Origin of the sequence: Lentibacter sp. XHP0401 (assembly GCF_025751535.1) — a bacterium.
Classification (GTDB): domain Bacteria; phylum Pseudomonadota; class Alphaproteobacteria; order Rhodobacterales; family Rhodobacteraceae; genus Lentibacter.
The window spans coordinates 109184-121436 of record NZ_JAOWLC010000013.1; the positions used below are offsets into that span (position 1 = coordinate 109184).

Here is a 12253-nt window from a genome sequence, read left to right on the forward strand (position 1 = left end):
GGCTTTTCTAGATTGGAGTATCCATCCGCATGGTTACAACCACCTCTCCGCGCACTGGCTGATCCCAGTTCACATAGACTTCATCATTGTTTGAACCTTTGGAAACTTCGACATAGGGCATATCAAAGCGTTTTATATTGGCTGCATTCCTGATTGCGCCTTCCGCAACCACCGATTCAACTTTACGCACCCAGCCACCAAAAGGTAGCTTTGGTGCGCCGCTGATTACCCAGCGGTTGCTTTCAGTTTGCTGAGAGTGCGTATGCACCAACGGGTTGACAGTCGGAACATCAACAGCAGCATACATGTTGTCACGCCAGGTGATGTTCTTCATCCGCGAATAATTGAAATCGGAAAAGCTTGTGTCGATCCGCTCCACACGCTGGATTGTGCCACCAATGATGCGGAAAAAATTCCCCTGAACGTTCAATCCGTTTATAAAATGCCCACTCCCATGCGGCTTAACCACGACATAACTGAACCAGGGGGCAACCTGGCTCGCGAGAAATATGTTGTTTGAGAGATTGAGTTGGCTAAATGAGTATTCCGCACTGAAGTCTGGTTCATCATCATGCTCATTTGTCCACTCGATGAAGCAGTTATCAATGTAGTTGCCGTCGATCGTAGCGCGACAATTAGAGCCCGTCAGAACAATTCCGGCCAATCGCAAGCCATTGCTTTCCCCGTCCCCTTGGAAAAAGTGGTTCCCAGTAATAATAGATCCCGACCCGCCGATGACGGCAAAATGGCGAAACTTTACCACACGGTTGTTGCGCAGCTTGATGTCGTTTCCATTTGTATTCAAAGCAATAGTCGTTCTGTCTTGAGACGGCACCGGGTTTTCATTTGACAGAAACTGGCATCGGTCGACATGCAACCCTTGGCAGCCCTCACCCGGGCTTGTGATGCCCCGATCCTTTGGGCCTGTAAAAAAACAATTCTCAACCGAGAAGATCAAACCCGTCGGAGCAAGAATGATACCACTCGCCTCGCCTTGCAGGCGAAACTCGACGTCTTTGATCGAGAAACGGTCAAAATCTTCCAGACCGGTAAAATCAAGAACATACTTGAAACGGCGAAAAGTGAAGTTTTGAGTGCCAACGGCGTCATAAAGGCGCTTGGAGAGCGTGATTTCCTGAGCCGCTATATTCTTTGCACGAACATAGACCTCACGCCCGACCCCGTTGCCTTCGACGAGCGAGCCAACTGGAATAGAGGCAATATTGGTCACTCCTGTCAATTTGAAGCTATTTGTGTATGAATACGTTCCCTGCCCTGTAAACGTTTCGGTATCCCAGGCGTCACCAGCTTTCACATCAAACTGTCCACTGTGAATGTGGCGGCGTGTGGCGTAGCGGTCCCGTCCGATCACTGCTCGGATATCAATCGGAGCAGTGATCGAGATCCTGCGACCACACATGTCAAGAGATTCATGGTCAGAGCTGTCAAACAGCGCTTGCACAGCCTTTTTAAATGCCAGTTCTTCATCTCCGAATGCGTCGATATAGGCGGGAAGATTATAGTTTTTCGTCAGCGCGAAGACGTGCTCATCCGCCATGGTGATACTACCTTCGAAGCGGACACGACTTTCAAAAGTCATATCATCGCCAAGAAAGAATGTGCCTTTCGACACAAGCACGGTTCTTCCGTCAGCCGCCGCATCCGCGGCCTCGAAGGCCGCCAGATCATCGGTTACGCCATCACCAACTGCGCCAAAGTCACGGACATCAACGGATGCAAGCATATCGCGCAGGAACGCGCTCGTTATGTCTTCAACAATAATATCATCGACACGAATAACACCCCCTGTCGTTCCTGCCATATCAAGGCCGACGTGAGCGTAAAGCGCTTCTTTTCCCCAGACCATATCAACGCCACTGCGGTTACCCGTACCAATAATGGCCGAAACTTCCACCACTTCACCATAGCTGGTCAAGGAAACCATGGGGCCCTGCTCGACAACTCCGTTCACATGCGCACCCCCTGCACCGCCAGCCCAAGCCGCAATGCGGATGCTCGGAAGCGGGCCACTCACAGCTTTGACTCTTGCCCGGACTTGCAGGTAGCAACCCGGCAATATCGGTGTTTCCCCCATAGAGCGTAATTTCTGGACTGCATCGGATTTTACCAGTTCGACACACCCGCCAAAATCAGGATCGGCAGGCACAAACACCGCATTAGGGTTATTGTCGTAAGTATCCGAGCCCGGCGTCCCATCTTGGCTGGACCAGATATCAAGCCCAGCTGCAAATTTGGGCGGCATAAACAGCACGCCATCTGTAATCACTTTATTCATGTGTTCCCTTTCCTCGCCCTTTTGGAGCGGAATCAACATTTAGAATCCGGCGGCAATCCGCACGGCTCAGGGAACTATCTACAAAGGATTAACATCGGCTCAGGGTAGCGCACGCTGGCCAAACAATACACTTGCCCTATTTGATTTTTCAGAAAACTCTAGAGCTTTAACTATTTGTTAAAGCCGCCTTAACTTTCGGCCCGGCAGCGCCGAAATCAATCTGACCTGTGTATTGTGATTTTAAAACACCCATCACTTTACCCATGTCACGTATGCTCTCGGCCCCTGTCGCCGCAATGGCCTGAGCTATCGCTTCGTCGGTTTTTTCCTCACTCAACTGCTGAGGTAAAAACTCTTCAATAATAACTATCTCAGAGAGTTCGCGCTCAGAGAGATCAAGTCTGTTGCCCTCTTCATAAACACGCGCACTCTCCTGACGTTGCTTGACCATTTTTACAAGAATGGAGAGAACCTCTTCATCTCCAACGCCAGCATCATTGCCCTCGCCGCGAGCAGCGATATCTCGGTCTTTTATCGCTGCAGTGATCAGTCTTAGCGTTGAAAGACGGCTGCTATTCTTATCTTTCATCGCTTGCTTAAGTGCAGCGTTAATCTCATCGCGCATAACTTTTGGGCCCTTGAAGTTGGATTGGTTTCAACCCCGCGACATTAGACAACTGTAACAGCCGTGACAACAGGCGCATGAGCCCTTGACCCCCGCCAGCCCCAGACGTAGGAATGCGCCAATTTATCAGCGGAGTGACTCATATGGCGCAGGCGTCCCCCTCGCATCCAACAGCATGTCTGGCACTTGCAGATGGAACTGTTTTTTATGGCCATGGTTTCGGAGCCACAGGAATGCGTGTTGCTGAACTCTGCTTCAACACGGCCATGACCGGCTATCAGGAAATCATGACAGACCCTTCATACGCAGGGCAGATTGTAACCTTCACCTTTCCTCACATTGGAAACACTGGGGTAAACCCAGAGGATGACGAAACCGGCGATCCGGTTTCAGAGGGTATGGTGGTAAAATGGGATCCGACAACTCCGAGCAACTGGCGCGCCACAGAGCATCTTTCCAGTTGGCTGGCTGCACGTGGTCGAATTGCCATCGGCGGCATCGACACGCGCCGCCTAACAAGGTCAATCCGCCAGCAAGGCGCTCCCCATGTAGCGCTCGCTCACGATCCGAGCGGAACTTTTGATACAGATGCATTGGTCGCCGCAGCACGAGGGTTTGCCGGTCTGGAAGGTATGGACCTAGCGAAAGATGTCACATGCGCGCAGTCTTACCACTGGAATGAGATGCGGTGGGCGTGGCCCGACGGGTATCAACCGCAGACAGCCCCCAATCATAAAGTCGTGGCTATAGATTACGGTGCAAAGCGCAATATTCTGAGGTGCCTTGCGTCTGCGGGTTGTGATGTAACTGTGCTGCCAGCCACTGCAACGGCTGAGGAAGTTCTTGCTCATAAACCTGACGGTGTTTTTCTGTCAAACGGCCCGGGAGACCCTGCCGCGACGGGTAAATATGCCGTGCCAATGATCCGTCAGATTCTGGACACGACAAATCTTCCAATTTTCGGAATTTGCTTGGGTCACCAAATGCTGGCTTTGGCATTAGGTGGCAAAACGATCAAAATGAATCATGGTCATCATGGTGCAAACCACCCGGTAAAAGATCTAGACAGTGGTAAAGTAGAAATTACTTCAATGAACCACGGTTTTGCTGTTGACGCTCAAACCCTGCCAAAGGGCATACGGCAAACGCATGTCTCGCTTTTTGACGGTTCGAATTGCGGTATCGCTGTCGATGGTAGGCCAGTCTACTCAGTTCAGCACCACCCTGAGGCAAGTCCTGGCCCACAAGACAGCTTCTATCTGTTTGAGAAGTTCGCAGAGTCCATGGCAAAGCGTTAACCAGTTAGCAGCTGGGTAATGTCTTGTTAACTTTGACTTAACGGACGGTTAACTAGTTTTTTATAGTATCTGAACGGTTGAGGAAAACTGTTCAGAAAGCTCTCAGATATGTATGCTCTAAAGCAACAACCGTTAGACACCACAAGCGACTTTGGACGTTACCTGGTGGATATGGGTCTGGTGAGCCCAAGCGCTCTGATACGCGCTAAGTCTGAATGTCGAGAATTAAACGCCTCGCTTCAAAGCTGTCTCGAAATGCAAGGGGCACTAAGTGCTGACGAACTATCAGAAGCCAGTGCAAGCTATCTAGACCTCCCCCTAGTTGAGCTTACGCTCAGCCCGCCAGATCCAAATCTGTCCGCGCTTTTCGACCCCGCCCTCTTAATACGATACGGAGTGATCCCGTGGCGCAAAACTAACAGAAAAACCACGTTACTATGCTCCAATAGTGAAAATTATCGCGATTTTCTTGCTCGATTAGATGGCGATCCTTCTGTCTTTGAATTTGCAATCGCAAAGCAAAGCCACATTATGAATTGGCTGACAGGACACCATCGCGATGAGTTGACGAGGCGTGCATCAGCAAGAGTACCAGAAGACGAAAGCTGCAGAGGATGGGAGCGCCATACGAGCAGAAGGCGCTTGTTCGCAACCATAGTTGGCCTTCTGGTGGTAACTTTGCTGGTCGCCCTGCACCCGCAGGCCGTATTTGGCCTATTTGCCGCGTGGGCCGTATTCACTCTTGTCGTATCAGCCGTTATGCGACTGGCCTCCTACATTTCCGAAGTCTCGAAAGAACAGCAGGACTGTCCGCCGCCTTGCCCGCAAAATCGTTTGCCCCATATTTCAGTCTTAGTTCCCTTATTCAAAGAACGCGAAATCGCCAATGTGCTTCTCGCTCGTTTGATGCGTCTTACTTATCCAAAAGCATTGCTTGATGTTGTGCTCGTGGTGGAAGAAAGTGACGAATTGACGAAATCGGTCTTGCAGGCATGCTCGCTCCCTCAGTGGATGAGAGTGGTCGAAGTGCCCGAAGGCACACCCAAAACCAAGCCGCGAGCAATGAACTACGCTCTCGATTTTTGCAAAGGCGATATCATCGGGATCTGGGATGCTGAAGACGCTCCGGCACATGACCAACTTCAAATTGTCGCAGATCATTTTCACTCTGCTGGCGAAGACCTAGTCTGTCTGCAAGGGATACTTGATTATTACAACAGTCGACAAAACTGGCTCGCACGGTGCTTCACGATCGAATATGCGGCGTGGTTCAGACTCATTTTGCCAGGCATGGCCCGCCTCGGCTTTGCTATTCCCTTGGGTGGCACAACTCTTTTTTTCCGCCGCAAACCCCTAGAAGAGATAGGCGGGTGGGACGCACACAATGTAACCGAGGACGCTGATCTGGGATTTCGGCTCGCACGCCATGGCTATAGAACCGATGTCATTCCAACGCGCACAGGCGAAGAAGCAAACTGTCGTCTTTGGCCATGGGTGAGGCAAAGGTCACGTTGGCTCAAGGGTTACATGGTAACTTACCTTGTTCACATGCGTAGCCCTCGCCGGCTTTTAAGAGAGGTTGGTCTCTGGCGTTTTATTGGGTTTCATGCACACTTCCTAACGGCTTTATCGCAATTCGTACTTGCTCCAGTCTTATGGAGTTTCTGGCTTGTTCTATTCGGCCTGCCGCATCCGCTAGAGGCATTTATCGAACGGGATCTCCTACTTATACTTGGCCTGTCTTTCCTCGGCATTGAGTTGATAAACGCCCTGATCAACGCAACTGCTGTTTCAAAACCCACTTTGCGACATCTCTTCGCTTGGGTGCCCACTATGCACTTTTACTATCCGCTCGGCGCCATTGCCGCCTACAAGGCGCTCTTTGAACTGGTTGTCAAACCTTTCTACTGGGACAAAACCCAACACGGCATTTCTTTATACCATCAAAAAAAGGTCAATAAAAACAGCTAGCTTCCGACTTTTTCAGCGTCAAGCTTGAGGCGGGTTACAAAAGCCTTAGAGATATGTGATTTAAGGGCCTCTCTGGCTTTCTGCTCATCTCGCTCCTCAATCGCCTTCACTATCATATCGTGCTCGTCCAGAGCTTTTAGGCTGCGCCCTTTTGCGGCGAGAGATGTGGTCGCCATCAGCGCCATTGATTGATGCACAAGGTTGAGTTGCTGCACCAGAAATCGATTATGAGACGCAAGATGAATCTGATGATGAAATCGGCGATTGGCTTGTGCCAGCGCATTTGGACTATCAACTAAAGCCCGGTCCTCTTCTATCATGTCACGCAACACCCGCATTTCCTCGTCTGTCGCATGTCTGGCCGCAAGCTGCGCAGCCAGACCCTCAAGCTCGGTTCTCACAGCGTAGAGCTCTGCCATTTGATTGTGATCAAGTGACGCAACAATCAGGCTTCGACCGTCACGTGTAAGCAGAGACTGCGTCTCAAGACGCTGCAACGCTTCTCGGATAGGCGTGCGTGACACGCCAAACCTTTCGGCAAGCTCGTTTTCGACCAATCGGTCACCAGGACGGTAAATACCTCGATCGATGGCTTCCAGAATAAGAGCGTAAGCATCTTTTTGAACAGGTTTCGCTTCTTTCATGTGTATTCCTTTTGGCATTCAGGCAGATTACCGTGCCTTGAAAAAGGTGCAAGCCCGCAACGCTTGCCTCATGCCAAAACGCTGTATAACGTCATCGGATGGCACGCCAGTTTTTCACTCATGTCGAGACTTGGGTCTTTGATCTCGACAATACACTCTACCCACCAAGCATGGCCCTTTTCGACCAAATCGAAGAAAAAATGACAGCGCTGGTCATGCGTGAGCTAAACTTGCCTAAATCTGAAGCCAATCACTTACGCCAAGAATATTGGGCAAAATATGGGACTACGCTTGCTGGACTTATGAAACATCATGCTATCGACCCCGAACCATATCTCGTTGAGGTCCATGATATTTCATTTCATCCCCTCGAGGTAGACTTGTCCCTCAGGGCACATATCGATCAGTTACCAGGCCGCAAAATTGTCTATACGAATGGCAGCAGCCCCTATGCTGAGCGCGTTTTAAAGGCTAGGGGCTTAGATGGGCTGTTTAGCGACATATTCGGTGTCGAGCATGCAAACTATGAACCAAAGCCCCGCAAAACAGCCTTTGAGCAAGTTTTCACCAAGGCAAAACTGGACCCAACGCGCGCCGCGATGTTCGAAGATGACGCGCGCAATCTTGTTGTTCCCCATGCGCTTGGTATGCGCACTGTTCATGTCGCGCCGGAGCATCATCACGCCAACCATATTCACCATCACACAGATGAGCTTTCAACCTTTCTTGGCAAGTTATTCTAACGCACAGCCACAATTATTCCTGCCCTAACTTGTGCTGTTTTCACGCAGCCCTCCTCCTTGGAAAGCTCTCGGGGAAACGCTATTCTTATCTAGGAACAAGGAATTTAAATATGCAGCGCATTCAAACAGATATCTTCATAGCGGGCGGCGGTATCGCTGGAATGATTGCAGCATTAAGTTTTGCATCCCTTGGGAAAAAAGTGTTTTGCGTAGACCCTGCGGCCCCCATTACAGAAAGAGGCGCACCGAATGCCGACATGCGCTCGACAGCCTTCTTGCAACCGTCCAAAGAGTTGTTAGGCGAAATTGGGCTCTGGGAAAGGCTCACCCCCTTCGCAGCACCGTTACAAGTAATGAGAATCGTTGACGCAGGGGGAGAAAAACCAGAACCTCGCATCGAATCCGAGTTTGATGCCAGCGAGATTTCCGAAGAACCGTTTGGCTGGAACTACCCGAACTGGCTTTTGAGGCGCGAATGCCTCGCGATGATGGACGAAAGTGAGAATATCACCTTCAAAGCAGGCGTTGCGGCCGAAAAAATTCTGACACGCTCCGAGTTTGCCCAGATCTCACTCAGCAATGGCGAAGTCATTCAAGCTAAACTGTTGGTCGCAGCAGACGGCCGAAACTCCCAAATACGCAAGGCTGTCGGAATAGACGTAAAGACTATTCGCTACGGACAGAAGGCTCTCGCTTTTACAGTTACACATCCGATCCCCCACAAGAACGTCTCAACCGAAATACACCGTTCTGGCGGCCCGTTTACTCTTGTTCCACTTCCTGATCACGATGGCCGGCCTGCATCTGCTATTGTCTGGATGGAGCGTGCTCCAGAAACCCTCCGACTACAGCAGTTATCCGTCAACGAATTTGAAAGCGCCATGAATGAGCGCTCCTGTGCAATCCTCGGGCCGCTCAGCCTTAACAGCCCGAGAACAATCTGGCCTATAATTTCACAATATGCCAAGAGCATGTATTCAGAGCGCACGGCTCTCATAGCAGAAGCAGCACACGTTGTTCCGCCTATCGGCGCACAAGGGCTCAACATGTCGCTCGGAGACATAAGAGAACTCTATAAACTAACGAAAGCATCACCAGAGACGCTTGGCTCCCCTCAAATGCTGACAAAGTATCACAAAGCACGCCATCCTGAAATTCGGGTCAGGATCATAGGCATTGACACACTCAACCGCGCATCAATGGTTTCGGCTCGCCCGTTGCGCGACATGCGCGCTATCGGGCTCAATGTGATCTATGGCTTCGCACCTGTTCGAAAGGCCCTGATGAAAGCAGGATTAGGGGTTAAACTCTAAAGCACCTTATCCATAACAGCCCTAAGTTTCGCCATTGTTCCTGTAACGTCATAAAGCTTATCGAGCCCGAATAGCCCGAGCCGGAATGTCATAAATCCTTCCGGCTCATCGCAAGCAAGTGGAACACCTGCCGCAATCTGCATTCCTTCGGCGACAAACTTCTTACCATTTTGAATTTCAGGATCATTTGTATAGCTTACAACAACTCCAGGTGCTCCAAACCCCTCAGCCGCAACAGAAACAATACCTTTTTCCGAAAGCATATCGCGAACACCATTGCCCAATGCCCACTGGGCCGCTCGCAACTTCTCAAAGCCATAATCACGTGTTTCGAGCATCGTATCACGAAACGCGCGCAAGGCGTCTGTTGGCATTGTCGCGTGATAGGCGTGCCCGCCACTTTCGTATGCCTTCATAATGTCCCGCCACTTCTTCAGGTCCAAAGCGAAACTGTCCGAAGTCGTTTTCTCCAAACGTGCGACAGCACGCTCCGACAACATCACCAATCCAGCAGACGGCGAGGCAGACCAGCCTTTTTGCGGAGCCGATATTAGAACGTCCACTCCAGTTTCCTTCATATTCACCCATGCACAGCCTGACGCGATACAATCAAGAACCATCAAAGCGCCAACTTCGTGAGCCGCATCAGCAAGCGCAGTTATATAGTCGTCTGGTAGTATGAGGCCAGCCGACGTTTCCACATGAGGCGCGAATACAACATCCGGTTTGCTCTCGCGAATGGCAGCTGTAACATCGGCTATAGGCGCTGGCGCAAAAGGAGTCTGCACACCATTCCCCGTCTGGCGCGCCTTGAAAACACTCACATCTTCCGCAAAGTTCCCCGCATCAAAAATTTGGCTCCAGCGGAAAGAGAACCAGCCATTACGCACAACCAACGCATGTGCACCGGCTCCAAACTGACGTGCAACCGCTTCCATAGCATAGCTTCCACCACCTGGTACGAGCGCGACCGCATCGGCATTGTAAACCTCTTTGAGCATTGAGGAGATGTCGTTCATAACTTTTTGAAAGCTCGCGCTCATGTGATTGAGGGAACGGTCAGTAAACACGACTGAAAATTCATCCAGTCCTTGCGGATCTACAGTTTTCAAAAGCGCCATAAGGGTCTCCAGTATGTCTCATTTCTGACCTTGGGTATCAGCAACTCGGCGTGCCGCCTAGCTTGAAATATCCAACTATATCGGACCGCGCCGTCGCTCCTCGCTGAGCAGCACGTTCGCCTCAACTTGCCCTGCCCCGGGAAGCGTCATAATCCGGCGGCGAAGGATGCGCTCAAAATCGGGAATGTCGCGCGCGACAACTTTAAGGCGGTAATCATACAGCCCAAGAATATGCTCAACACTCAACACTTCAGGGATGGCTGAAACCGCCCTTTCAAAGTCTTCGAGACTAACACGTCCTTTTGTTGCGAGCTTGATCCCCAAGAAAACGGTCACTCCCAGCCCCAGCTTTTCTCGATTCAGTAAAAGCCTGCGGCCCTTGATCACTCCAGCATCCTTGAGCCTCTTTATGCGCCGCCAGGTTGCAGGCTGGGAAAGTCCAAGTTTTTCTCCAAGAGCCTTGCTGCTCATCCGCGCATCGCTCATCAAAGCGCGCAGTATATTGTGATCAACTTCATCGAGATCCATCATATCGGCAAAATCTCGTCTGATTTGATCCGTGCCACATGCATCAACGCCTCGATATCAGAGATATGCGGCAAAGAGAGGATACGCGTTCGGTAAACATCTTGATAATGTGCCATGTCCCTCGCGATCACTGACAACCGCACGTCGATACGCCCTAAAAAAGTCTGAATTTCCAAAACCTCAGGAACATCCCGTGCTTTGTTTATGAACTCATCAAAAGCCGTTGTTTGGGTTTTGTCCAACGTTACACGTAAACTCACCTCAACGGCAAAACCAAGCACTTGCCAATCTACAATAGCTTCCTGCCCCAGTATAACACCACTGCTTTCCAATTTTTCCAACCGCCGCCAGCAACTTGCTGTAGTCAGCGCACAACGCTCTGCCAATTCCGCCACTGATGCTTCAGGGCTGGCCTGAAACTGCCGCAGTATGCGTCGATCTACATCATCAAGCATGAATTCACCGCAAATTTAACTTTTGGGAATAAATATCTCCATTTGAGCCCCATTGAAAGCAATTATGAAAAGCAAATCTAGCTATTCCGGTTAAACTGCCCTCAGAAACCAATCAACAAAGGAGCGCCCCATGCGCGTTTACTACGATCGCGATTGCGACATTAACCTCATCAAAGACAAAAAAGTAGCAATTCTCGGCTACGGATCACAAGGCCATGCGCACGCACTCAATCTGCGCGATTCTGGCGCGAAAAACGTAGTTGTTGCCCTTCGTGAAGGCTCACCTTCCGCGAAAAAAGCCGAAGGGGAAGGCCTTAAAGTTATGGGAATCGCCGAAGCGGCAGCTTGGTGTGACCTGATTATGTTCACAATGCCTGACGAACTTCAGGCCGACACCTACAAAAAATATGTCCACGACAACCTCAAAGAAGGCTCGGCAATTGCTTTTGCTCACGGCCTTAACGTTCACTTTGGCCTGATTGAGCCAAAGCCAGGTGTTGACGTGATCATGATGGCTCCCAAAGGCCCAGGCCACACTGTTCGTGGTGAATACACCAAGGGCGGCGGTGTGCCATGCCTTGTTGCTGTTCACAATGATGCCACGGGCAAAGCGTTGGAAATCGGTTTGAGCTATTGCTCGGCCATCGGCGGTGGCCGTTCAGGCATCATCGAAACAAATTTCCGCGAAGAGTGTGAAACGGATCTCTTCGGCGAGCAAGCGGTTCTCTGCGGTGGCCTTGTAGAGTTGATCCGCATGGGTTTTGAAACCCTTGTTGAAGCTGGCTACGAACCTGAAATGGCCTATTTCGAGTGTTTGCATGAAGTTAAGCTCATCGTCGACCTGATTTACGAAGGCGGCATCGCCAACATGAACTACTCGATCTCGAACACAGCCGAGTATGGCGAGTATGTTTCAGGCCCACGTATCCTCCCATACGAAGAAACCAAAAAGCGTATGAAAGATGTTCTGACCGACATTCAGACCGGTAAGTTCGTTCGCGACTTCATGTTGGAAAATGCAGTAGGCCAACCTTCTTTCAAAGCAACCCGTCGCATCAACGACGAGCACATGATCGAAGAAACTGGCGCGAAACTCCGCGGCATGATGCCATGGATTTCAGCTGGCAAAATGGTCGATAAAGAAAAGAACTGATTTACTCAGCTTATACTAGGAAGAGGGCGCTCAACGGAGCGCCCTCTTTTATGTCTATGTCGCCGCCAATCGAAGCTCTGCAATTTGACCTCCGTAGATGGCACCG

General features: G+C 50.6%; 11 protein-coding genes. 5 read left to right on the plus strand and 6 right to left on the minus strand.

Going from position 1 to position 12253, the window contains the following annotated elements; all coding sequences use genetic code 11:
* Positions 1–7: 7 nt before the first annotated feature.
* Positions 8–2296 (minus strand): glycosyl hydrolase family 28-related protein, encoded by a 2289-nt coding sequence (locus OE750_RS15900; protein ID WP_263765294.1) that lies wholly within the window; start codon positions 2294–2296, stop codon positions 8–10.
* A gap of 166 nt (positions 2297–2462) precedes the next feature.
* Positions 2463–2921, minus strand: a complete 459-nt coding sequence (locus OE750_RS15905) for a GatB/YqeY domain-containing protein (RefSeq protein ID WP_263765295.1) — start codon at positions 2919–2921, stop codon at positions 2463–2465.
* 143 nt (positions 2922–3064) lie between these two features.
* Here OE750_RS15905 and carA point away from each other — a divergent pair, with 143 nt between their 5' ends.
* Entirely contained in the window at positions 3065–4219 is a 1155-nt protein-coding gene (gene carA, locus OE750_RS15910) for a glutamine-hydrolyzing carbamoyl-phosphate synthase small subunit (protein ID WP_263765326.1), read from the plus strand.
* Between the two features lie 108 nt (positions 4220–4327).
* Complete coding sequence (locus OE750_RS15915) at positions 4328–6190, plus strand: glycosyltransferase family 2 protein (protein WP_263765296.1); 1863 nt, start codon at positions 4328–4330, stop codon at positions 6188–6190.
* On the opposite strand, the gene OE750_RS15920 is transcribed toward OE750_RS15915, so the two are convergent.
* Entirely contained in the window at positions 6187–6834 is a 648-nt protein-coding gene (locus OE750_RS15920; RefSeq protein ID WP_263765297.1) for a GntR family transcriptional regulator, read from the minus strand. The two genes, OE750_RS15915 and OE750_RS15920, sit on opposite strands and share 4 nt — an antisense overlap.
* Before the next feature lie 98 nt (positions 6835–6932).
* Here OE750_RS15920 and OE750_RS15925 point away from each other — a divergent pair, with 98 nt between their 5' ends.
* Together OE750_RS15925 and OE750_RS15930 are read left to right on the plus strand one after the other, a co-directional pair.
* Positions 6933–7577, plus strand: coding sequence for a pyrimidine 5'-nucleotidase (locus OE750_RS15925; RefSeq protein ID WP_263765298.1), 645 nt, complete (start codon positions 6933–6935; stop codon positions 7575–7577).
* 110 nt (positions 7578–7687) lie between these two features.
* Positions 7688–8890, plus strand: coding sequence for a UbiH/UbiF family hydroxylase (locus OE750_RS15930; protein ID WP_263765299.1), 1203 nt, complete (start codon positions 7688–7690; stop codon positions 8888–8890).
* On the opposite strand, the gene OE750_RS15935 is transcribed toward OE750_RS15930, so the two are convergent.
* The 3 genes from OE750_RS15935 to OE750_RS15945 form a co-directional block, all read right to left on the minus strand.
* Positions 8887–10011 carry an aminotransferase class V-fold PLP-dependent enzyme gene (locus OE750_RS15935; RefSeq protein ID WP_263765300.1) on the minus strand — a complete coding sequence of 375 codons (1125 nt, stop codon included), beginning with the start codon at positions 10009–10011 and terminating at the stop codon, positions 8887–8889. The two genes, OE750_RS15930 and OE750_RS15935, sit on opposite strands and share 4 nt — an antisense overlap.
* A 75-nt stretch (positions 10012–10086) precedes the next feature.
* Positions 10087–10542, minus strand: a complete 456-nt coding sequence (locus tag OE750_RS15940) for an Lrp/AsnC family transcriptional regulator (RefSeq protein WP_263765301.1) — start codon at positions 10540–10542, stop codon at positions 10087–10089.
* On the minus strand, positions 10539–10994 hold the full coding sequence (locus OE750_RS15945; protein WP_263765302.1) for an Lrp/AsnC family transcriptional regulator: 456 nt from the start codon (positions 10992–10994) through the stop codon (positions 10539–10541). The genes OE750_RS15940 and OE750_RS15945 overlap by 4 nt, the downstream gene beginning before the upstream one ends.
* A gap of 130 nt (positions 10995–11124) precedes the next feature.
* On the opposite strand from OE750_RS15945, the gene ilvC reads away from it, so the two are divergent.
* Entirely contained in the window at positions 11125–12147 is a 1023-nt protein-coding gene (gene ilvC / locus OE750_RS15950) for a ketol-acid reductoisomerase (protein WP_263765303.1), read from the plus strand.
* Positions 12148–12253 lie beyond the last annotated feature (106 nt).